Genomic DNA, 22,069 nt, shown 5'->3' with positions numbered 1-22,069 from the left:
CACGGAAATCGGGCCGGCTCACTCCACGAACAGCAGGGCGGGCGTTTCCACCAGCCTTTTCACGGCCTGCACGAAGCTTGCCGCATCCCATCCATCGACGACGCGATGATCGCACGAGATGGAAAGGTTCATCAGTTTCGCCGCCACCACCTGGCCGTTGCGAAACACCGGCCGCTCCACCACCTTGTTGGGGCCGATGATCGCCACCTCCGGCCGATTGATGACAGGCGTTGTCGCTATCCCGCCCAGCGGCCCGAGCGAAGTGATCGTCAGCGTCGATCCCGAAAGCTCCTCGCTCTTCGCCTTGCCGCTGCGCGCCGCCTCGGCCAGCCGCCTGATCTCATCCGCCAGCTGCCAGATGTTCCGATCCTGCGCATCGCGGATCACCGGCACCATCAGACCGGCATCGGTCTGCGTCGCGATGCCCATATGCACGTGGCCGTGGCGCGTCACGATCCCGGCCGTGTCGTCGTAACGGGCGTTTATCATCGGGAAATCGGGCACGGCCTTGCAGATCGCGGTAATCAGCAGGGGCAGGATCGTCAGCCTGGGCTTCTCCCCGCGCGTCTCGTTGAGATCCGCGCGCAGCGCCTCCAGCTTGGTGACGTCGAACTCCTCGACATAGGCGAAATGCGGAATCGCGCGCTTCGACGCGGCCATATTCTCTGCGATCCGGCGCCTCAGGCCGACGACCCTGATCTGCTCGTCGGCCCGCGCCCCGGCCGCCGGGCGATAGGCGCCATGATAGCCGAGGAAGGCATCGAGATCGGCATGGCGGACGCGCCCATCCGGCGCGTGAACCTGCCCGAGATCGATCCCCAGATCCTTGGCGCGGGCACGGACGGCCGGGGAGGCAAGAATGCGCCGCCCATGATCCTCCCCGCCACCGGACGGGAGAGCCGCCGCCGGCTGGTGGAAGGGGCCATCGGCCGGCTGCCCACTCGAAGCGCCCCCTCCTCCCGCAGCCTCACCAGCACCCGTGCCGGGGTGGACTGGCACCGCCCCTGCCAGCTCCGGCGCGGCCGTCGCTGCGGGCTCGCTCGGCGCCGCCTCGATCGTCGGTACGGCGGCCCCGGCAGCACCGCCCTCCGCCTCGAACACCGCCAGCACCGATCCGATCGCGATCTGGTCGCCCACCTCACCGGCGATTTCCACGACCGTCCCGCTCACCGGCGCGGTCATCTCCACGGTCGCCTTGTCGGTCATCATGTCGCAGAGGGGGGCATCCTCCTCGATCATGTCGCCCACCTTCACATGCCAGGCGACGATCTCGGCTTCGGCTATGCCCTCGCCAATATCCGGCAGCTTGAAATCCACGCGCGCCATGCCCTCAACTCTCCATCACGCGCTTGAGCGCCTCGGTCAGTCGCACCGGCCCGGGGAAATAAGCCCATTCCAGGCTGTGCGGATAAGGCGTGTCCCAGCCGGTGACACGTTCGACCGGCGCTTCCAGCGAATAGAAGCAGCGCTCCTGCACCAGGGCCGCCAGTTCGGCGCCGAAGCCCCCGGTGCGCGTCGCCTCGTGCAGCACGATGCAGCGCCCCGTCTTCTTCACGGAAGCCTCGATCGTCTCGATATCGAGCGGCACCAGCGTGCGCAGATCGATGATCTCCACGTCCGCGCCGGTTTCCTCCGCCACGCCCAGCGCTACGTGCACCATCGTGCCATAGCAGAGCAAGGTCGCCGCCTCGCCCTCCCGCACTACCGCCGCCTTGCCCAGCGGAATGCGATAATAGCCTTCCGGAACCTCGGATTGCGGATGCCTGGACCAGGGGGTTACCGGCCGGTCATAATGGCCGTCGAACGGTCCGTTGTAGATGCGCTTCGGCTCGAAGAAGATCACCGGATCATTGTCCTCGATCGCCGCGATGAGCAGTCCCTTGGCGTCATGGGGATTGGAGGGGATCACCGTCTTCAGCCCGGCCACATGCGTGAAGATGCCCTCGGGGCTCTGGCTGTGCGTCTGCCCGCCGAAGATGCCGCCACCGAACGGCGTGCGCACCGTGATCGGCGCCGTATATTCGCTAGCGGACCGATAGCGCAGCCGAGCGGCTTCCGAGACGAGCTGATCCAGCGCGGGATAGATATAATCCGCGAACTGGATCTCGGGCACGGGGCGCAGCCCATAGGTCGCCATCCCCACCGCCACGCCGATGATGCCGCATTCACTGATCGGCGTATCGAAAACGCGGGTGCGGCCATAGCGCGCCTGAAGGCCCTCGGTCGCCTTGAAGACGCCGCCGAAATAGCCGACATCCTCGCCCAGCACGACGATCTCGTCATCGCGGCCCATGGCGATATCCAGGGCGGAATTGATCGCCTGGATCATGTTCATGGTGGTCATCAGCGCTCTCCCTTCCCAAGAAAGGATCGGGCGAGGGATGAAACGCGAAGAGCGGGCGCAATGTCGCCCCGGCGCTCTTTCGCCCCGGCACGCTCTTCCGAGGCGCACGGGAGACGGCGGTTGCTCATATCCCGGCCGCCTTCCGCTCGGCCTGCATCTGTTCGGATTGCTCCTTCAGGTGCCAGGGCTGTTGCTCGAACACATCCTCGAACATCGTCGTGAAAGGCTGGCTGAGGCCATCGTGGAGCGTACCCAGCGCCTCGGCCCTGCGCCCTTCCTCGCGCACATGTTCGGCCACCTCGCGGTCCATCGCCGCGTGGCGCTCCTCATCCCATTCGCCCAGCGCGATCAGATGCTGTTTCAGCCGCGCGATCGGATCGCCCAGCGGCCATTTGCCGCGCTCCTCCGCCGATCGATATTTGCTCGGATCGTCGGAGGTGGAATGGCCCTCCGCCCGATAGGTGAAATGCTCGATGATCGTCGGGCCATGATTGCCCCGCGCGCGCTCTGCCGCCCATTCGGTCGCGGCATAAACGGCGAGGATGTCGTTCCCGTCCACGCGCAGCCCGGCCATGCCATAGCCGATGGCGCGCGCCGCGAACGTCGTCGCCTCGGCGCCGGCAAAGCCCGAGAAGGACGAGATCGCCCACTGATTGTTGATGATGTTGAGGATGACGGGCGCGCGATAAACGCTGGCGAAGGTGCAGGCCGAATGAAAGTCACCCTCCGCCGTCGATCCCTCGCCCACCCAGCTCGCCGCGATGCGCGTATCGCCTCTGGCCGCGCTCGCCATCGCGAAGCCCACCGCCTGCGGATATTGGGTCGCCAGATTGCCGCTGATCGAAAAGAAGCCGGCCTCGCGCGCCGAATACATGATCGGCATCTGCCGGCCTTTCAGCCGATCGCCGCTGTTCGAATAGATCTGGCACATCATGTCGCCGATCGGCCAGTCGCGCGCGATCAGCAGGCCCTGCTGGCGATAGGACGGGAAGCACATGTCCTCCCGATCCAGCGCATGGGCAGCGCCCACCGAGGTTGCCTCCTCGCCCGTGCATTTCATGTAGAAGCTGGTCTTGCCCTGCCGCTGGGCGCGATACATCCGCTCGTCGAACGCGCGCGTGAGGGCCATGTGGCGCAGCATCGCGCGCAGCCGCTGGGGATCGAGCCGGGGGTTCCACGGACCGCGCGCGACACCCTCGTCATCCAGCACGCGGATCAGCGCATAGGAAAGATCGCGTATCTCCCCGGCGGGCACCGCGATATCGGGGCGCATGACGGCTCCGGCCGCGCCACGATCGAACTGGGCATAATCCACGGCATCGCCCGGCCGGAACCTTGGCTCCGGCACATGCAACGATAGCGGTGGCAGGTTACGCGGCATGCGCGGCTCGGCCATCTCGTTCATCCTCTCCCAACGCATCCGATATATGCTCGTTGCGTTGAGTTATTATGTTTCACACTGACGTAACAAAAGAATAGCAGTTCGACAAGCTCAGGGGGAGCCGTGGGCCTATGAGTGAACGACGCTGGCGCCTTTGGGCTGCCGTCATCGCGCTGTGCGGATGGAGCGGGCTCATCCTCGAGATCATCCTCGTCACGCTGCGCCTTCATGGCCTTACGCCGGCACTCTGGCGGCTCTCCATCTACTTCACGATCCTCTCGAACCTGACGACCGCGATTGTCTTCACAGGCATCGCGCGGGGATCGGTGAAGCTGCGCCACCCCTTGCTGCTGGCGGGTCTGGCCCTGACGATGGCGCTCGTCGGCGCGGTCTTCGAACTGATGCTGCGGCGGGTCGTCCACCCCACCGGCTGGCGACTCGTCACCAACGCGCTGCTTCACGATGCCGTGCCGCTGCTGACGGTGGCGGCCTGGCTGTTCCTTGCGGAAAAGGGGCGGCTGCGAGCCCGCGATCCGTGGCTGATCGCGATCTTCCCGGTCGTCTATCTGGGCTATGCGCTCCTGCGCGGCGCCACCGGCGGCTTCTATCCCTATCCCTTCATCGATCCGGGCCGGATCGGCTGGGCGGGGGTTTCGGCCTATGTGGTCACCATCTCGGCCCTGTTTCTCCTGTTCGGGCATCTGATGGTGCTGCTGGATCGGCGGCTCGGGCGCAGGGCGTCCCCTCCCGGCCCCGCCGCCTGAGCATCATGCGACGAGCGGCAGTCTCAACGTCGCCTCCAGTCCGCCGCCCCTGCGGTTCGCGAGCATCAGCGTGCCGCCGTGATTTTCCGCTATTGTGCGCGCGATCGTCAGGCCAAGGCCGATCCCGCCGGTATCGCGATTGCGCGAGGGATCGCCCCGCACGAAGGGCTGGAAGGCGCGCGTCAGCAGATCCTCGTCCATCCCCGGCCCCTCGTCCGTGACGGAGACGATCGCCATGCCCTGTTCGGGCTTCACGGAAAGCGTCACCCGCTCGCCATAGGCGATGCCGTTATCGATCAGATTCTGGAAGAGCCGCTCCAACGCGAGCGGATCCCCCAGCACCGTGGCGGAGGTGATCGCCCCCGCCTTCACCGGACGCCCGAGATCGCCCTCCTGCGTCGCCAGCGCCCCGAGCAGCGCCGCCAGATCGACAGGAATGCGCGCGCCGCTGGTATCGGTATTGCGGACGAAGCCGATCGTCGCCGCCAGCATCGCGCGCATCTGCTCCACGTCCGCCAGCACCTTGTCCCGCATCGGCTCCGGCGCGCCCTCGATGCGGAAGGCTATGCGCGCCAGCGGCGTGCGCAGATCGTGCGCGATCGCGCCGATCATGGCGGTACGCTCGCCCACATAGTCGGAAAGCCGCGCCTGCATCCGGTTCAGCGCATGGGCCGTCACGCGCAGTTCCGCCGGCCCTTCCTCCTCCGATACGGGGGGCGCCGTGGGATCGACGCCCAGCCGGTTGGCCGCATCGGCGAGATTGCTGATCGGCCGGGTCAGCGCGCGGGCGAACATCCACGCCAGCGGCAGAAGCACGAGCGCGCTCAGCGCAAACCACAGCATCATGCGGCGCTGCCAGGGGGCGATCAGCGGGGGCGCCCTGGTTTCCGCCACCGTCCAGCCGTCACCCGATCTCACGCCCACCACGATCGCAGTGAAGAACAGCGGCTCGCCATCCTTGATGAAAACGGAGCGCCGGCCGCGCCGCTCGCCATAGGCGGCCCGCGCCGGGCGATCCGGCTCGAACCAGAGGCGCACGCCATCCTCGCCAACACGCAGACGATCCGCCAGCGCGCGCACGAGGGCGGGATCGGATACCATTTCCGGGCGCGGCCCCGGCGCCACCCTTTCGCGATGCACCACAAGCTCGCGCTCGTGATCGCCACGATCGTCATGCTCGCGCCGGTCGCGTGCCGGCGCATTGCCGGTCAGCGCCGCCACGATATCTCCCATCCGGTTGAAATCCGGGCGCGGGGGCGGCGCGATAATCAGCACGAGGATGCCCACCGCCTGCGCGACGGCCACACTCAGAAACAGCAGCATCAGGGTCTGCCACAGAAGCGGCAGGCCCCGCAGGCGAGCGATCATCCCTCCACCTTCTGCATGAACATATAACCTTCGTTGCGCACGGTGCGGATCGGATCCTCGGGCGCCAGCTTCTTGCGCAGGCGGCTGATGGTCACATCGATCGCGCGATCGAACACATCGCTGGAAAGCCCCTTGGCATGCTCGATCAACTGGTCGCGCGTCAGCACGCGCTGTGGCCTGTCGAGAAACGCCGTCAGCGTGCGGAATTCGGCATCCGTCAGCTGCACCGGCGCGATGCCCGATCGCGTGATGCGCCGCTGCACGATATCGAGCGCCCACACGCCGAAGCGGCGCACCTTGGCGCCCGTTCCGGCGGCCGGCAGTTCCGCCCGGCGGCGCAGCAACGCGCGCACGCGGGCCAGCAGCTCGCGCGGATTGCAGGGCTTGGCCAGATAATCGTCGGCGCCCACTTCCAGGCCGACGATGCGGTCCGTGTCCTCGCCCATGGCCGAAAGCATGATGATCCCAGGGCCGCCACCGCCGCGCAGCCGCCGGAGCACGGAAAGGCCATCCTCGCCCGGCATCATCAGATCCAGCACGATCAGATCATAGGTTTCCTTGGCGAGTGCCTCGTCCATCTCGATGGCATTGGCGGCGCTCGTCACCTCATATCCGCTGGCCGCGAGGAAATCGGCGATCAGCGTGCGAAGCTCGGCATCGTCATCCACGACAAGCAGGCGGGCGGTCGGATCGTTCATTGGGCTGCCCCCTCCCCACGGGCACGGTCATCGGAATCGGGTGGGCCGTCGCGGCGATCGCCGCCAGGGCCCTGCTTCGGTTTCGGGCGGGGGCGGCACGGCCCCTCGATCGCGATCTGGATCGGCGTGCGCGGCATCGCGGCCGGCAGCAATTTCCCCTCGCCGCCCGCCAGCGTGTCGAAACGGCGGGAGGCCGCCTGCCGGAATTCCTCCTCGTCGATCACCCGATTGAAATCGGTATCGGCGGAAACCACCGGCTCGGGCACGTTCAGCCACGCATAGCGCCCCGCGCCCATCGCTCCGCCATAATTGCTCTGGCCCGCCTTCGGCTTGCCGTGCGTCGGCACCTCCAGATAGTCGCGCGAGCGACTGTAGAGCGCGATCTCCGGCGCCACGTCGCGCTCATAGGCGATCACTTCCTCGGGCGTGATCCTGCCATCATGGTCGAGATCGATCGTCCTGAAGAAGCGCTCCGCATCGCGGACGAACTCTCCGCGCGAAACCGCACCGTCATGATCGCTGTCGGCCCCCGCGAACCAGGCGGCGGCGGGATAGGGCTGGCCGGCCGTGCCCCGAAAGGGCTCGCCCATCGGAGACAGGAAGACCGGCTTCATGCCCGCGGGCGCGCAATAGGGCGCGTCCTTCGGAATCTTTGGCGGTTTCGCGGCCCAGACCGGGGCGGCGACAAGCGCAAACATCAGCAAGGGGCGATAGGCGGGGATCATGGATACACGCTTACTAGGCGCGTCCGCTTCCACAAGATTGCAACACTGAAATGGGGTGCGAACTCCCCGCCTTCCGTGCGGATGGCCCTATCCGCCCCCGCCGTCCCGCGCGCGGAAAGAAGAGGGACCGGGCTTCGGCAGCCCCGGCGACGGGTTGCCTAGAAGGATTGTTCCAGCCGATGCAGCAGCGACAGCGCCGGGCTCGTCGGCCCCGGCACGGGTGGCGCATCGATGCCGTCATCGATCCGGCGTACGCGCTGGTAAAGATCCTCGCCGGCCGCCAGCAGGCGCCGCGCCGACTGCGGCAGACGCGCCAGCACCACCGAGTCCAGCGGGGGTGCCTCGCCCAGCCTGCGATTCTCGGAGGATGCCTCCAGCATCTCGCCCGCATGTACGGCCTTGCGCATCAGCAGCCAGCCGATCACCTGCATCAGCCGGGTGGTGCCCTTCAGCGCCTCGCAGGCGAATTCCACACGCAGACGGGGCGAAAGCGCCTCGCGCTCGTCCTGCCCGGCCTCGTCGAAATAGCCGCGCGTCTCATCCGCGAGAAGCATCGCTTCCGTGTAGAGCGCGTCCACGAGCCGTGCCGCAAGCGTCGTGCCGCCGAAGGCCGGATTGGTCATACTCGAATCACTCCCGCAGCGATCATGCCACAGTTGCGATCGCCGGGGGTTACCGAAGAAGGTGAATTCGACGAATGGTTGTGCCCCGCCCCGGCGGCCGGCGCGACCAACATGAACGCACGCCTAACAGACGCGAATCGGGGCCTCCATTCGTCGAATTTCGGCGGATGGCAGGCGAAATCCGTCTAACTCCAGCAATATGCCGCTGTGAGAATGCGCTCGATATCGCGTCACCGTCACAGATTCCGGATCGTCCGGCTTATATCCCGCCGAAATTTGATCGAATCTCCCAAGACATTTCTGTTACGCTTTGCGCACAAAGTCGGAATGACTCGCAAGTCACGATCGTCCTGATAAATATTCGCTGAAGAATCCAATAAATCTCCGGGGCTGGAGATCTGAATCTCACGCGGCATGAATATTTAAAACAATATATCGGGAGACGGATTGCCTAGGCGCGATAATTGTTCGGGCATCAGGGGGCAATTCATGAAAATATCTTCACGCCGGCGACTCGCCGGCGAAATCAGCGCGGCAGCATTCGTGCGCGGCAGCCTCATGCTGGCCTCGGGCCTGGCCGCCATCGGCGGGGCAATCGCCCCCGCTCATGCCCAAGGGGCACCGGAGCCGGTCGTCACCGGATCGAGCAGCCGCATGATGCTCGCAATGGCCGGGGACCAGGCCGCGGCCACCACCAGCCAGCGCGTCACGCTGGCGCCGGACGAGGAGCCATCGCCCGCCAACGAGGGCGAAATCACCGTCACCGGCAGCCGGATCATACGCGATGGCTACTCTGCACCGACCCCGGTTTCGGTCATCTCCACCGAGGAGATCAATCGCGAGGCCCCGCCCGCCATTTCCGATTTCCTCAACACGCTGCCGCAAGTGCGCGGCTCCGGTACGGCGGCGACGTCCGCCGGCGCGCTTTCCACCGGCGGCGCCGGTATCGCCTCGGTCAATCTGCGCAATCTCGGCGCCAATCGCACGCTCGTGCTGCTCGACGGCCAGCGCTCGGTCGCGTCGACCACCGGCGGCACCGTCGACACCAACACGATCCCCCAATCGCTCATCTCGCGCGTCGAGGTGGTGACGGGCGGCGCCTCCTCAGCCTACGGCTCGGACGCGGTCTCGGGCGTCGTCAACTTCATCCTCAACAAGGAATATAAGGGCCTTCAGGCCGAATATGAATATGGCGTCACCACCTATGGCGACGGCGGCAACCACAAGGCCTCGCTCACCGGCGGCATCGAATTTGGCGAAGGCCGTGGCCATCTGATCGCCAGCGGCGAATATTTCGATCGCAAGGGCATCTACACGATCGACCGCGACTGGAACCAGAACAGCTCGCTCTTTCAGGTCGACAATCCATCCTACAGCGCGGCGGCATGCACCGACAATAACAGCGCCACGCTCTGCGTTCCCTCGCGCCTCATTCTCAGCGGCGTCGGCTCGGGCAACTTCACGCCGGGCGGCCTGATCACCGGCGTCCGCAACAGCGCCGGCGCGCTGGTGGCACTGACCAACACCACGGTATCGGCCGCCGCGCGCACCGCCCTCACGAACACCTATTTCGGGACGATCGATCCCTCCACGGGCCGCGCGACCACCGGCACGCTGGCGGTCGGCACACGCACCGGCCAGTGGATGATCGGCGGCGACTACAAATATGCGGCATCGAGCCACCTCGGCACCGCATCCCTGCTGCCGTCCGAGCATCGACGCAGCGCCTTTGGCCGGGCAAGCTACGATGTCACGCCCTGGTTCAAGCCGTTCGTCCAGGTCGCCTATGCCTATTATCGCGGCGTCAGCTATTATCAGGCGACGGCATCGCAGGTCAGCTCGGTCAGCAGCCCCGGCGTGGCCGACACGCAAGCGGCGGAAATCAAGGTCGACAACCCCTATCTGCCGGCCAACATCGTCGCGGTCATGCAGGCGAACAACATCCAGTCGCTGGTCGTGAGCACCGGCAATGCCGGGCTGCCCGCGCAAGGCAGCAACATGCGGCGCGAAGTCTATCGCTACGTCGCGGGCGTCGATGGCGACTTCTCGCTCTTCGATCGCGATTTCCACTGGAACACCTATTATCAGCGCGGCATCACCAAGGCGCACGAGCAGCTGACCAACGCCTGGAATTACACCCGGATGCGCAACGCCACGGATGCCGTGCGCGCCGCTGACGGCACGATCCAGTGCCGGATCAATGCCGACGCCAGCACCACGAACGATGATCCCCTCTGCTTCCCGCTGAACCGTGTCGGCGTGGGCGGGATGGACCAGCGCGCGATCGACTATGTCTATGGCAATGGCCGCAATCCGCTGCGCGACGAGAAGATCACGCAGGACGCGGCAGCGCTCAACTTCTCCACGGCCCGCCTGTTCGATGTCTGGGCTGGTCCGGTCTCGATCGCCTTCGGCGTCGAATATCGCAAGGAGAAGGTTTCGGGCAGCGTCGACCCGTTCTTCGCGCCGATCCTCACACCTTTCACGCCGACCTGGCGCTACGGCAACTTCATCGCGACCCATGGCCAGTATAATGTGAAGGAAGGCTTCGTCGAAACGATCGTTCCGATCATCAAGGGCATGGACTTCCAGGGCGCGCTGCGCGTCACCGATTATTCGACATCGGGCCGGGTGGAGACCTGGAAGACCGGCCTGACGTGGCAGGTCATCAACGACATCAAGCTGCGCGGCACCTATAGCCGCGACATCCGCGCGCCCAACATCCAGGAATTGTTCGCGGCGGGCGGCGGCGCCACCAACTCCGTCAACCGCCCGACCTCGGCCACCAATGCGGCCCAGATCCCAGACTCCTACATCAACAATTCGGTTGGCAATCCGAACCTGAAGCCCGAAGTCGCCAGGACGCTGGGCCTCGGCATGGTGCTGACACCCAGCTTCCTGCAAGGTTTCGCCGCCTCGGTCGACTATTACAAGATCAAGCTGACCGGCGCGATCAACACCAAGGGCGCGCAGACCACCGTCGACGAATGCTATCTGCGCCAGATCACCGCTTCCTGCGCCTTCATCCAGACGGTGAACGGCACGGGCTCGCCCTCCGCTCCCGCCGACATCATCAGCGTCGACAACGTGCCGATCAACTATGTCGTCCTGCGGTCCGAGGGCATCGACTTCGAGGGCAGCTATCGCCGCCGCATCGGCCCGGGCATGTTCCAGACGCGCGCACTCGCCACCCGCGCCCTCACCAACGAGAGCGACGACGGGCTGGGCAACCTCGTCGTCAACACGGTGGGCAGCGGCGTTCTGCGCAAGTGGACCTATCGCCTCACCGCCGGCTATACGATGGACAACGGCTTCGGCTTCCAGGCCGTTGGCCGCGGCTTCAGCCCCGGCACGTACAGCAACGCCTATATCGTTTGCTCAACGGACTGCCCGCTCTCGACGACCGACAACCGCACCTACAATTACAATCACATCAACGGCGCGTGGTATCTCGATCTCAACGCGGACTACAAATTCAAGGTTCGCGGCGTGAAGGGCAATGTGTTCATCTCGATCCGCAACGTCCTCAACACCGATCCGGTGCTGACCGCCGGCGGCCCGACCGGCGACAATACCGAAGCCTCGCCACAAACCAGCGCAGGCCTCTACGACGTCCTCGGGCGGCAGTTCCGCGTGGGCCTGCGCTTCGATTATTGACGATCCGGAGGGGGCCGGCGGCGCCGCCGGCCCCGATCCCGGCCCCTGACGGGACCAGGCAGACGACACCGCCATCGCAACAGGCGGGCGTGCCCACCATCTTCCTTCACCTGCTGGCGGCCCGACGGTCACCGGCCCCGCTCCGCCGCCCCCTTTTCCGGCGGAGCGGGGACGCTTTGTTTCTGGCCCGGATCGAACCACTGCCAACACGACGACGACCGAGATATGCAAGCCCGTATGCTGCCGCCTGAAAGCGTAGCCGGCCGCCTCAGCGCCGCCTAGCGCCCCTCCGACAGCAATAGGTTAGAAATAAATCAGAACGAGTGCTCCGACAGATCGACGGAAATCCGTCGACTGACCTCCTTTCTAGGTGATATTCAGAAAATCAATCCCCCAATAGTCTTCCGTTCATCAAATAATTCGACCATATCTGCCCTCGAACTTCGTCGAAGTACGATGGACGGAGGCAGCTCGATGTTTCGAATATTTTCGGTTCTGCAATATAATTCGCCAGCGAAACATTTAGCCGACGCGGCAAAAACGCCTCAGCTCCTCGTTTTTTGCGAGCGCGTCGCATTTACTCTTGCCAAATATGCAAGTCATTCGCATTAGCGCCCCGACAAGAGATCAAAGGGGTTTACGATGAACGTTTCCGATCGCCGCTCGGGCGCCTCGCGCACCACGCCGGGCTTCCTCGCCCTTTCGTGCGTGGGCAGCATTGGCCTGGCCGCGCCGCTGCTCGCGCAGGCCGCGCCGCCGCCCGCCGACGAAAAGGGCACCGAACTGGAAGGCGTGACCGTCACCGATACGGCGATCAACGAGGGCAGCTACAAGACGGACACCGCCAGCAACCCCAAATATACGGCGCCGCTGGTGAACATGCCGCGCAGCGTGACCGTGATCCCCGCCCAGATCATCAAGGACACCGCTTCCGCTACGCTGGCCGAGGCGCTGCGCACGGTGCCGGGCATCACGATGGGCGCCGGCGAAGGCGGCAATCCGCTGGGCGACCGTCCCTTCCTGCGCGGCTTCGACAGCCAGGCCAGCACCTATCTGGATGGCGTGCGCGATATCGGCGCGCAGAGCCGCGAGGTGTTCGCGGTCGAGCAGATCGAGGTGGTGAAGGGTTCTGACAGCGTGGTCGGCGGGCGCGGCAGCGCGGGCGGATCGCTCAATCTCGTCAGCAAGCTGCCGAGCGCGACGCGCCTCGCCACGGCATCGATCACGGGCGGCAATGCGAACTACAAGCGCGCCACCGTCGACATCAATCAGCCGCTCAACGATTTCGTCGGCGTGCGCATCGCCGGCATGTGGCACGATCAGGACGTGGCCGGCCGCGACGCCATCTGGCAGAAGCGCTGGGGCGTCGCGCCCTCGATCAAGCTCGGCCTCAACGGCCCGACCAGCCTGACGGCCTCCTTCTACCATCTCGAGACGAACGAACTGCCGGATTCCGGCATCCCCTATCTCTTCACCGCCGCCAATGTGCCCAATGGCATCACCGAGACGAGCCCCGCGCGCAACTACACCACGATCGGCGGCCGGCAGGTGAGTGTTCCCCAGGGCGCCTATTATGGCCTGAAGGATCGCGATTTCCGCAAGACCAACGTGAACAATGCCACGCTGCGATTCCAGCATGATTTCGGCAACGGCATCACGATCCGCAACACGTCGCGCTATGGCCGCAGCACGCAGGGCTATGTCTGGACCCAGCCTGACGACCAGCAGGGGAATGTCTACGGCACGAGCGCGGCTTCCACGGCCACGGCGGGCGGGCTGGTCTGGCGGCGCACCAACACGCGCTGGAGCGAGGCCGAGGGCCTCATCAACCAGAGCGATCTTTACGGCACGGTCGACACCGGCGGCATCAGGCACAGCTTCACCGCATCGGTTGAGATCAGCAACGAAAAGGCCCAGAACGGCACCTATGTGGGCAATGCCGCGACCGGGGCCGCGATCGCGAGCGGTTCGACGATCAGCCCGCGCTGCTCGGCGGCGATGATCGCGCGCTACAATTGCACCACCATCGACACGCCGAACGCCTCCGATCCGTGGGTCAATTACGCATCCGATACCTCGACGGCGCTCGCCTCGATCCAGCGCAGCCTGCCGCAGACCTGGACGATCAGCGAGACGAGCACGAAGGCCGCCTCCTTCTTCGACACGATCACCTTCACCGATTGGCTGCTGCTGAACGTCGGCGGCCGTTACGATCATTACAAGACGACCGTCTCGCCGGGCATCGCGGTGACGGCACCGGCCAGCACCGCGCGCACCAAATTTGGCCGCGAGGATGATCTGTGGACCTACCAGGTCGGCCTGATCGCCAAGCCTACGCCGGACACCAGCGTCTATGTCTCGACCTCAACCTCCGCGACACCGCCGGGATCCTTCCTAGCGCAGGGCTCCGAAGGCAATGCGCTGAACACGACGAACCAGGCTTCGACCGATGCGCTGAAGGTGGAGCGGACCCGCTCCTACGAAGTGGGCGCCAAGGCCAATCTGCTCGACGGCAATCTTTCGCTGACGGGCGCGCTGTTCCGCACCACCACCAAGAATGCGCGGACGACCGTGGAGAACGGCCTCGTCGCCTATATTGGCGAGCGCCGGATCAAGGGCGTCGAACTGGGCTTCAACGGCAACATCACGCCCGAGTGGAATATCTTCGGCGGCTATACCTACATGGATTCGAAGATCGCCGACGGCGGCATCACCACCACCACCGTGAACGGAGTCGCCTATTTCGCGCCTTCGGTGAACACCGGAAAGCGCTTCCCCAACACGCCGAAGCACAGCTTCACCGCTTTCACCAATTACAAGATCACGCCCAAGTTCACGCTGGGCGGCGGCGCGATCTATATGGGTGAAGTCTATGGTGGCTATTCGGATACGCGCACCGTCTCCAACGGCGTGCTGACGATCACCAAGCCGCTCGCCCGCATGGTGCAGGCCTATTGGCGCTTCGATGCCAATGCCAGCTACCAGATCAACGAGCGGATCGGCCTGCAGCTGAACGTGAACAACCTGACCGACAAGCGCTATTATGATCGCGCCTATCAGGCCCATTACGCCAATCAGGCGGCGGGGCGCACGGTGCTTGGCACGCTCAACCTGCGTTACTGAGCCAAGGAAATCGGGCCGCTCCCCCCAGCGGCCCGATCATGGAACGGATGATGACGCTCGACGACCTGAACGAAATGGATCCGGAGGCGCTGCGTGACGCCGTTTCCGCCTCCCCCGAACAACTGGTGGCGGTGCTGCGCGTGGCGGCCGGGGCCGGTGACGCCGAAGCCCAATTGCTGCTCGCCCAGGCCGCGCTGGACGGCAAGGGCATGGCCGCCGATCCGCGCGAGGCGCTCGAGTGGTTTCACAAGGCCGCGCAGGCCGGCAGCACGATGGCGATGAACATGATCGGGCGCTGCTGCGAACATGGCAGGGGCGTCGCGGTGGACAAGGCGGCCGCCGCCCAATGGTATCGCGCCGCGGCCGATCGCGGGCTCGACTGGGGCATGTATAATCTCGCAAGCCTGACGGCGCTGGGCAATGGCGTCCCGGAGGATCGGGCCGGGGCTCTGGCGCTGTTCCGCAAGGCGGCGGCCATGGGCCACGCCAAATCGATCAACATCATCGGCAATTTCCACGAGGATGGCTGGGTCGTCGAACGCGACATGGCGATCGCCGCCGATCATTATCTGCGCTCCGCCGAGGGCGGCGATTTCCGGGGCATGTTCAATCACGCGCGCATGCTGCTGGCGCGCGGAGACAGGGCCGACGCGGTCCGCTGGCTGGATCGCATTCCGGAAACCGCGACGGCCGCCTTCATGGCCAAGGCGCGCCAGTGGCTGCGCGACAATCGCCCCGACATCAGCTGCGAACTGACGAAGGCTGCGCGCTAGGGCGAATTCGGTCGCGCCGGCCGCCCTTCCGAAAGGCGCTCCTGCACCCGTTCTGGCCTGCACCCTTTTTTGCCCACGCCCTTTTCGGGAGCGACCTCGTCCTCACCCGATATCGTCGGCGAAGCCGAAAGGCGCCCGGCGTCGGTGATAATCGTCCGGCAGGATCTGGCGCCCGATCGGCGGCAGCGCGCGCGCAACGCAGCTGTCGCGCTGGCAGAGCGAGCAGGTGATGCCGATCGGCGTGAAATCCTCGGCCGCGGGCGCCGGGCGCCCCTGCGTATAGGCCAGCCGAGCCGCATGCTCGGCCGCGCAGCCCAGCGCCACCGCACGCCGCAGCAGGGGCGCGCCATGGCCTCCGCCACCCGACGTCACGAGGCGGGCGATCGAGAAGAAGCGCTGCCCATCGGGCAACTCCAGCCATTGCGTGACGATCTCCCCCTGCGTGCGGACCATATCGTGGAGCGACCAGAGCGAGCAGCCGCCGCCATGGCCGGCAAAGGGAAAGCCCGCGCCATCCAGCCGCTTGGAAACATTGCCGGCGGCATCGACGCGCACGAAGAAGAAGGGGATCCGCTCGTGACCCGGCTTCTGCAACGTCGTCAGCCGATGCGCCGTCTGCTCGAAGCTGGTGCCGAACAGGCGGGCAAGCAATTCGACATCATAGCCCTTGTCGTCGGCGGCCTTGGCGAAGGCGGCATAGGGCATCAGGATCGCGCCGGCCGCATAATTGGCGAGCGTGCGCCGCGCGAGGCGCCTGCCATTCTCGGTGGAAAGCGGAGCCCCCTCCAGCGCATCGTCCAGAGGCGCGCGCAGATCGAGATAGGCGATCTGGAGCGCCAGTTGGAAGGCCCGACTCTCGCGATCCAGCGCCTCGTCCAGATAGATGGCGCGATTGTGGGGATCGTGCCGGCGCACCATGCCGGCCAGAACGGCGCTCGGCAGGATACGCACGCGCAGGCGATGCCGCGCCGTGAGATAGGCGGCGGCCCCGTCATGGTCGTTCAGCGCGGCGGCGATGCCCTCGGCCGCCTCGTCCAGCGCGGGGAAGCAGTTGCGGCGCACGGCAAGGAAGCGCCGCACCTCGGCAACCGCATCCCCCTCCCCGCTTTCGCCGCCTCCCGTGCCCCGATCCGCAAGCGCACGCTGTTCCTCACGATAGGCGGTGTGGAGGCGCAGGAAGGCTTCCGCGATGCCGGGGAAATTGGTGGCGACGTCGGCCGCCTGCAACGCCGGCAGATCGATATCCGCGAACAGCGGATCCTTGAGCGCGGACTGGAGCCGGGCGGCGGATCGCTCGCCCCCGTCGCCGGCGAATTCGGCCACGTCGATCCGATAGGTCCGCGCCAGACGCAGCAGCATGTCCGCCGTCAACGGGCGCTGGTTGCTCTCCAGCAGCGAGACATAGGAGACGGAAACGCCAAGGTCCCCCGCCATGCCCGGCTGGGTGAGGCCCAGATCCCGCCGCAGCCGCCTGAGGCGGGGCCCCATATAGGTTGCGCGATCGATCGACACATCTCACCCCGTCAGCTTGTAAAGTCTCGACAGCTTTACAACGATCGCCTGTAAAGATCTACAACTCGACACCGGTGCGCCTCGTCCCGCCGTCCGTCCGCGCGTTAGGGCGCCGCATCGGACAAACGTTGGGAACATGCACATGACCTATGCAAGCCACATTTCGCAGGCCGCCGCCACGATCGCCCAGGCCGGCCCCGGCTGGAACGGGATCGATGCCGAATCGGTCGCGCGGATGCAGCTGCAGAACCGCTTCAACAGCGGTCTCGACATCGCGCGCTACACCGCGAAGCTGATGCGCGAGGACATGGCGGCCTATGATGCGGATCCGGCCAACTACACCCAGTCGCTGGGCTGCTGGCACGGCTTCATCGGCCAGCAGAAGCTGATCTCGATCAAGAAGCATTTCGGCTCCACCAAGCGCCGCTACCTCTATCTTTCGGGCTGGATGGTTGCGGCCCTGCGCTCCGATTTCGGCCCGCTGCCGGATCAGTCGATGCACGAGAAGACGAGCGTCCCCGCGCTGATCGAGGAACTTTACACCTTCCTGAAGCAGGCCGACGCGCGCGAACTGGGCATGATCTTCCGCGAGATCGACAAGGCGCGCGCCGCCGGCGACACCGCCAAGGAGGCCGAGCTGATCGCGCAGGTCGACAATTACCAGACGCATGTCGTGCCGATCATCGCGGATATCGATGCGGGCTTCGGCAATGCGGAGGCCACCTATCTGCTCGCCAAGAAGATGATCGAGGCCGGTGCCTGCGCGCTCCAGATCGAGAACCAGGTTTCGGACGAGAAGCAGTGCGGCCACCAGGACGGCAAGGTCACCGTGCCGCACGAGGATTTCCTCGCGAAGGTGCGCGCCTGCCGCTACGCCTTCCTGGAACTGGGGATCGAGGATGGCATCATCGTCACGCGCACCGACTCGCTCGGCGCGGGCCTGACGAAGCAGATCGCCTTCAGCAGCGAACCGGGCGACATCGGCGATCAGTATAACGCCTTCCTGGATTGCGAGGAGATCACCGATCTGTCGACGCTGCGCGGCGATGTCGTGATCGAGCGCGACGGCAAGCTCGTCCGCCCGAAGCGACTGCCTTCGAACCTGTTCCAGTTCCGTGAGGGAACCGGCGCCGATCGGTGCGTGCTGGATTGCATCACCTCGCTCCAGAACGGCGCCGACCTGCTCTGGATCGAAACGGAGAAGCCGCACATCGAGCAGATCGCCTCGATGGTGGATCGCATCCGCGAGGTCATCCCGAACGCGAAGCTGGTCTATAACAACTCGCCTTCGTTCAACTGGACGCTCAATTTCCGTCAGCAGGTCTATGATCTGTGGGCGGCGGAAGGAAAGGACGTGTCCAGCTATGAGCGGGCGGCGCTGATGAGCGTGATCTATGATGCGACGCCACTGGCGGCCGAAGCGGACGAGAAGATCCGCACCTTCCAGAAGGATGCGGCGGCCCGCGCCGGCATCTTCCATCACCTGATCACCCTGCCGACCTATCACACGGCGGCGCTGAGCACGGACAATCTCGCCAAGGAATATTTCGGCGAGGCGGGCATGCTCGGTTATGTCGCCGGCGTGCAGCGCAAGGAAATCCGCGAGGGCATCGCCTGCGTGAAGCACCAGAATATGTCGGGCTCCGACATGGGCGACGATCACAAGGAATATTTCGCGGGCGAGGCGGCCCTGAAGGCCGGTGGCGTCCACAATACGATGAACCAGTTCGCCTGAAGCGCGAGAGGAAGGAGAGAAACGATGACGACCGAAACCATGTCCCCCGAACCGGCCCGGGCTCGCCCGGTCTTCTCCAGCGAGGATAGCCAGCTGCTGCGCACGGCCGTTCTCCACTATCTGAAGACGATCGAGGATCAGCCGGAATCGGTGAAGTACAGCAACCTCTATCATCGCCTCGGCCGGCTGGGCTGAACCGGGCGATGACCAACTATCGCGAGAAAGCCGGCCTGCGGGTCGCCTCGGTCCTGAGCGACTTCATCGAAGCGCACGCCCTGCCGGGCACCGGGATCGAGGCGGAGGCCTTCTGGCGGGGCGCGGCGGACCTGTTCGCCCGCTTCGCGCCGGAAAACCGGGCGCTCCTGGCCCGGCGTGATGCGCTGCAGACGGAGATCGACGCCTGGCACCAGGATCGTGCCGGGCGCCCGATCGATGCCGCCGCCTATCAGGCCTTCCTGCGCGACATAGGCTATCTGGTGGAGGAGCCCGCCCCCTTCGCGATCGGCACGACGAATGTCGACGCGGAGCTGGCGGCGATGGCGGGGCCGCAGCTTGTCGTCCCCGTGCTCAACGCGCGCTTCCTGCTGAATGCCGCCAACGCGCGCTGGGGCAGCCTCTATGATGCGCTCTACGGCACGGATGCCCTGCCGGGCACGGCCGCGCCGGGCTATGATCCGGTGCGCGGCGCGGAAGTGATCGCCCATGCCAAGGCCTTCCTCGACAAGGCCGCGCCCCTCGCCACGGGAAGCTGGGCAGGCTGGACCGGTGGCGAGCAGACGCTGCGCGATCCCGCGCAGCTGGTCGGCCGGCGCGGCGAAAGCCTGCTGCTGCGCAATAACGGCCTGCATATCGAGATCGTCGTCGATCGCTCCACGCCCATCGGGAGCGGCGATCCCGCGGGAATTTCGGATGTCGTGCTGGAAGCCGCGCTGTCGACGATCGTCGATCTCGAGGATTCGATCGCGGCGGTGGATGCGGAGGACAAGGTCGCGGCCTATGCCAACTGGCTGGGCCTGATGCGCGGCGATCTGGTCGAGACGTTCGAGAAGGGCGAAAAGACGATCACGCGCGCTCTCTCGCCGGATCGCGAATGGACCGCGCCGGACGGCACGGCCTTCACGCTTTCGGGCCGCAGCCTGCTGTTCGTCCGCAATGTCGGCCATCTGATGACGACGCCGGCCGTGCTGCTGGCGGATGGCGGCGAGGCGCCCGAAGGCATTCTCGACGGCATCGTCACCAGCCTGATCGCGCTGCACGATCTGAAGGGCCAGGGCCGCTTCCGCAACGGCAGGCAGGGCTCCGTCTATATCGTGAAGCCGAAGATGCACGGGCCGGAGGAGTGCGCCTTCTCCAACCGCCTCTTCGATGCGATCGAGGATCTGCTAGGGCTCGCCCGCAACACGCTGAAGATCGGCGTGATGGACGAGGAGCGCCGCACCTCCGCCAATCTGGGCGCGTGCATCCATGCCGTGCGCGATCGGATCGCATTCATCAATACGGGCTTTCTCGATCGCACGGGCGATGAGATCCACACGTCGATGCGCGCCGGCCCGATGGTCCGCAAGGAACAGATGCGCTCGTCCGCGTGGATCAAGGCCTATGAGGGGCGCAACGTGGCCATCGGTCTCGCCTGCGGGCTTTCGGGCAAGGCGCAGATCGGCAAGGGCATGTGGGCCGCGCCCGATCGCATGGCCGACATGATCGAACAGAAGATCGGCCATCCGCGCGCCGGCGCCAACACCGCCTGGGTGCCGAGCCCGACGGCGGCGACGCTGCACGCGATGCACTATCATGCGATCGACGTGTTCGCGCGCCAGCGCGAAATCGCGGCGGAGCCGGTGCCGGCGCTGGAAGCCCTGCTCACCATTCCGCTGGCCGATGGCGTCAACTGGTCACCCGAGGAAGTGGTGGAGGAGCTGGACAACAATGCCCAGGGCATATTGGGCTATGTCGTCCGCTGGATCGATCAGGGCGTCGGCTGTTCCAAGGTGCCCGACATCCACGATGTCGGCCTGATGGAAGATCGGGCGACGCTCCGCATCTCGTCACAGCATCTCGCCAACTGGCTTCTGCACGGCGTCTGCTCGACGGAGGAGGTGGATGCCTCGCTCCGGCGGATGGCGGCCAAGGTGGATCGCCAGAATGCGGGCGATGCCGCCTACCGGCCGATGATGCTCTCGGGTGCCGGAACGGGCACCGCCTTCGAGGCGGCGCGCGCGCTGGTGATGGAGGGTGTCAGCCAGCCCAATGGCTATACCGAGCCGCTGCTCCACAGCTTCCGCCGGATCGCCAAGCAGGACGCCTGAACCGGAACCGGTGCCCTTCCGGTGCGCCCATGCGCACGCCGGAAGGGCACCGGCCGAACCATCGGCCGGCCGCGCGCTACTCCGGTGCCAGCAGCGCCCGCCCCTCGCGCGCGGCCTGTGCCAGCCAGTCCACGAAGCAGCGGATGCGCCACAGGGCCAGCGTGCTTTCGTGCACCGCCAGCCAGAAGGATCGGCGCAGCGTTACCTCGCCCACGATCCGGACCAGCCCCGGATCCGCATCGCCGATGAAACAGGGCAGGATCGCGATCCCCATGCCGGCGGCGGCCAGCCGGTGCTGCGCGTTGATGCTGGACGAGCGATAATGCGGCTCCAGCCCCTCCAGCACCTCATCCAGATAATTGAGTTCCGGCGCGTAGATCAGATCCGGAATATAGCCGATCAGGCGATGCTCCCGGAGATCGCGCACCGAGGCGATCGCACCGTGGCGATCGAGATATTCGCGTGAGGCGAAGAGACCCAGGCTGTAATCCGTCAGCTTGCGCACGATGAGCGGCCCGCTCTGCGGCCGCGCGAGCAGGATCGCCACGTCCGTTTCCCGCCGCGATGGATTGAGGAAGCCGTTATTGGCGACGAGATCGACGCGGATATCCGGAAAGAGCCGATCGAATTGGGCGAGGCGCGGCGCAACGAACCATGTGCCGAAACCTTCGGAGGCGCTGACCCGGACGAGGCCCGAAGGCTTTTCGGCGGATCCGCCATCGTCCGAAAGTTTGAGGAAAGCCTGATCGATCGCCTCCGCGGCCTGCACCAGCCGCGCGCCCGCATCGGTGAGCCGCTGCCCCGTCCGGTCGCGACCGAACAATATCTCGCCCCGATCCTGTTCCAGCCGTCGCAGCCGCCGGCCGACCGTTGTCGCGTCCATGTCGAGAGCGACGGCCGCCTTCGCGATCTGCCCGGCGCGCGCCACGGCCACGAAAACTCGCAGGTCATCCCAGTTCATAGCCTGCATTTATGCAGCCACTTCCTGCAAGTCCACGCGTTGCAATCCGCGCAGGATCGATCACACCGGCAGATCAAGCGATCGATCGCACAGAAGAGG

At 65.7% G+C, this 22,069-nt stretch carries 16 protein-coding genes; 7 read left to right on the top strand and 9 right to left on the bottom strand.

Translation table 11 applies throughout. The features are described 5' to 3' along the window. Nucleotides 1-18: 18 nt before the first annotated feature. The 3 genes from DI605_RS10895 to DI605_RS10885 form a co-directional block, all read right to left on the bottom strand. Nucleotides 19-1,326: a dihydrolipoamide acetyltransferase family protein gene (locus DI605_RS10895; protein WP_293973259.1), complete on the bottom strand. Its 1,308-nt coding sequence runs from the start codon at nucleotides 1,324-1,326 to the stop codon at nucleotides 19-21. Between the two features lie 4 nt (nucleotides 1,327-1,330). Further along, a complete protein-coding gene (locus DI605_RS10890) occupies nucleotides 1,331-2,335 on the bottom strand; it encodes an alpha-ketoacid dehydrogenase subunit beta (RefSeq protein ID WP_293973413.1) in 1,005 nt (334 codons plus the stop codon). A gap of 133 nt (nucleotides 2,336-2,468) precedes the next feature. After that, nucleotides 2,469-3,740 (bottom strand): thiamine pyrophosphate-dependent enzyme, encoded by a 1,272-nt coding sequence (locus DI605_RS10885; protein ID WP_293973256.1) that lies wholly within the window; start codon nucleotides 3,738-3,740, stop codon nucleotides 2,469-2,471. 116 nt (nucleotides 3,741-3,856) lie between these two features. Here DI605_RS10885 and DI605_RS10880 point away from each other — a divergent pair, with 116 nt between their 5' ends. Continuing rightward, nucleotides 3,857-4,489 (top strand): Pr6Pr family membrane protein, encoded by a 633-nt coding sequence (locus tag DI605_RS10880; protein WP_293973253.1) that lies wholly within the window; start codon nucleotides 3,857-3,859, stop codon nucleotides 4,487-4,489. 3 nt (nucleotides 4,490-4,492) lie between these two features. Here DI605_RS10880 and DI605_RS10875 read toward each other — a convergent pair whose 3' ends face one another. The 4 genes from DI605_RS10875 to DI605_RS10860 all read right to left on the bottom strand — a co-directional run bounded on the left by DI605_RS10875 (nucleotide 4,493) and on the right by DI605_RS10860 (nucleotide 7,903). Further along, nucleotides 4,493-5,857 (bottom strand): ATP-binding protein, encoded by a 1,365-nt coding sequence (locus tag DI605_RS10875; protein WP_293973251.1) that lies wholly within the window; start codon nucleotides 5,855-5,857, stop codon nucleotides 4,493-4,495. Further along, nucleotides 5,854-6,555, bottom strand: a complete 702-nt coding sequence (locus DI605_RS10870; RefSeq protein WP_293973248.1) for a response regulator — start codon at nucleotides 6,553-6,555, stop codon at nucleotides 5,854-5,856. Before DI605_RS10870 ends, DI605_RS10875 begins: the two co-directional genes overlap by 4 nt. Beyond that, entirely contained in the window at nucleotides 6,552-7,280 is a 729-nt protein-coding gene (locus tag DI605_RS10865) for an EF-hand domain-containing protein (protein ID WP_293973245.1), read from the bottom strand. Before DI605_RS10865 ends, DI605_RS10870 begins: the two co-directional genes overlap by 4 nt. A 158-nt stretch (nucleotides 7,281-7,438) precedes the next feature. After that, nucleotides 7,439-7,903: a DUF1465 family protein gene (locus DI605_RS10860; protein WP_293973242.1), complete on the bottom strand. Its 465-nt coding sequence runs from the start codon at nucleotides 7,901-7,903 to the stop codon at nucleotides 7,439-7,441. 489 nt (nucleotides 7,904-8,392) lie between these two features. On the opposite strand from DI605_RS10860, the gene DI605_RS10855 reads away from it, so the two are divergent. From DI605_RS10855 to DI605_RS10845, 3 genes are all read left to right on the top strand, one after another. Continuing rightward, the gene (locus DI605_RS10855; RefSeq protein ID WP_293973239.1) at nucleotides 8,393-11,560 is read left to right on the top strand and encodes a TonB-dependent receptor; all 3,168 of its coding nucleotides are present in this window, start codon (nucleotides 8,393-8,395) and stop codon (nucleotides 11,558-11,560) included. Nucleotides 11,561-12,202: 642 nt separating this feature from the next. Then, nucleotides 12,203-14,683, top strand: a complete 2,481-nt coding sequence (locus DI605_RS10850) for a TonB-dependent siderophore receptor (RefSeq protein WP_293973236.1) — start codon at nucleotides 12,203-12,205, stop codon at nucleotides 14,681-14,683. Nucleotides 14,684-14,733: 50 nt separating this feature from the next. After that, nucleotides 14,734-15,456 (top strand): tetratricopeptide repeat protein, encoded by a 723-nt coding sequence (locus tag DI605_RS10845; RefSeq protein ID WP_293973233.1) that lies wholly within the window; start codon nucleotides 14,734-14,736, stop codon nucleotides 15,454-15,456. A gap of 102 nt (nucleotides 15,457-15,558) precedes the next feature. On the opposite strand, the gene DI605_RS10840 is transcribed toward DI605_RS10845, so the two are convergent. Beyond that, nucleotides 15,559-16,968, bottom strand: a complete 1,410-nt coding sequence (locus DI605_RS10840; RefSeq protein WP_293973230.1) for a short-chain fatty acyl-CoA regulator family protein — start codon at nucleotides 16,966-16,968, stop codon at nucleotides 15,559-15,561. A gap of 142 nt (nucleotides 16,969-17,110) precedes the next feature. Here DI605_RS10840 and DI605_RS10835 point away from each other — a divergent pair, with 142 nt between their 5' ends. Genes DI605_RS10835 through DI605_RS10825 form a run of 3 tightly spaced genes read left to right on the top strand, consistent with a single transcriptional unit; the run spans nucleotide 17,111 to nucleotide 21,009 of the window. Continuing rightward, a complete protein-coding gene (locus DI605_RS10835; RefSeq protein WP_293973227.1) occupies nucleotides 17,111-18,703 on the top strand; it encodes an isocitrate lyase in 1,593 nt (530 codons plus the stop codon). Between the two features lie 24 nt (nucleotides 18,704-18,727). Continuing rightward, on the top strand, nucleotides 18,728-18,898 hold the full coding sequence (locus DI605_RS10830) for a hypothetical protein (RefSeq protein ID WP_293973225.1): 171 nt from the start codon (nucleotides 18,728-18,730) through the stop codon (nucleotides 18,896-18,898). Nucleotides 18,899-18,906: 8 nt separating this feature from the next. After that, nucleotides 18,907-21,009 (top strand): malate synthase G, encoded by a 2,103-nt coding sequence (locus DI605_RS10825; RefSeq protein ID WP_293973222.1) that lies wholly within the window; start codon nucleotides 18,907-18,909, stop codon nucleotides 21,007-21,009. Between the two features lie 76 nt (nucleotides 21,010-21,085). Here the strand turns inward: DI605_RS10825 and DI605_RS10820 are convergent, their stop codons facing one another. Next, a complete protein-coding gene (locus DI605_RS10820; protein WP_293973219.1) occupies nucleotides 21,086-21,970 on the bottom strand; it encodes a LysR family transcriptional regulator in 885 nt (294 codons plus the stop codon). Nucleotides 21,971-22,069: the final 99 nt, after the last annotated feature.

The organism is Sphingomonas sp., from assembly GCF_003248515.1.
Lineage (GTDB): Bacteria > Pseudomonadota > Alphaproteobacteria > Sphingomonadales > Sphingomonadaceae > Sphingomonas_I.
Note: the sequence above shows the minus strand (reverse complement) of the source record. Positions and strands in the feature narration are given on the sequence as shown.

Bases quoted from the DNA above. Each gene is read 5' to 3' on its own strand.
- DI605_RS10890 (WP_293973413.1), bottom strand. From the start codon at position 2,335: ATGAACATGATCCAGGCGATCAATTCCGCCCTGGATATCGCCATGGGC.
- DI605_RS10875 (WP_293973251.1), bottom strand. From the start codon at position 5,857: ATGATCGCTCGCCTGCGGGGCCTGCCGCTTCTGTGGCAGACCCTGATG.
- DI605_RS10850 (WP_293973236.1), top strand. From the start codon at position 12,203: ATGAACGTTTCCGATCGCCGCTCGGGCGCCTCGCGCACCACGCCGGGC.
- DI605_RS10855 (WP_293973239.1), top strand. From the start codon at position 8,393: ATGAAAATATCTTCACGCCGGCGACTCGCCGGCGAAATCAGCGCGGCA.
- DI605_RS10845 (WP_293973233.1), top strand. From the start codon at position 14,734: ATGACGCTCGACGACCTGAACGAAATGGATCCGGAGGCGCTGCGTGAC.
- DI605_RS10880 (WP_293973253.1), top strand. From the start codon at position 3,857: ATGAGTGAACGACGCTGGCGCCTTTGGGCTGCCGTCATCGCGCTGTGC.
- DI605_RS10860 (WP_293973242.1), bottom strand. From the start codon at position 7,903: ATGACCAATCCGGCCTTCGGCGGCACGACGCTTGCGGCACGGCTCGTG.
- DI605_RS10825 (WP_293973222.1), top strand. From the start codon at position 18,907: ATGACCAACTATCGCGAGAAAGCCGGCCTGCGGGTCGCCTCGGTCCTG.
- DI605_RS10885 (WP_293973256.1), bottom strand. From the start codon at position 3,740: ATGGCCGAGCCGCGCATGCCGCGTAACCTGCCACCGCTATCGTTGCAT.
- DI605_RS10820 (WP_293973219.1), bottom strand. From the start codon at position 21,970: ATGAACTGGGATGACCTGCGAGTTTTCGTGGCCGTGGCGCGCGCCGGG.
- DI605_RS10830 (WP_293973225.1), top strand. From the start codon at position 18,728: ATGACGACCGAAACCATGTCCCCCGAACCGGCCCGGGCTCGCCCGGTC.
- DI605_RS10895 (WP_293973259.1), bottom strand. From the start codon at position 1,326: ATGGCGCGCGTGGATTTCAAGCTGCCGGATATTGGCGAGGGCATAGCC.
- DI605_RS10865 (WP_293973245.1), bottom strand. From the start codon at position 7,280: ATGATCCCCGCCTATCGCCCCTTGCTGATGTTTGCGCTTGTCGCCGCC.
- DI605_RS10835 (WP_293973227.1), top strand. From the start codon at position 17,111: ATGACCTATGCAAGCCACATTTCGCAGGCCGCCGCCACGATCGCCCAG.
- DI605_RS10870 (WP_293973248.1), bottom strand. From the start codon at position 6,555: ATGAACGATCCGACCGCCCGCCTGCTTGTCGTGGATGACGATGCCGAG.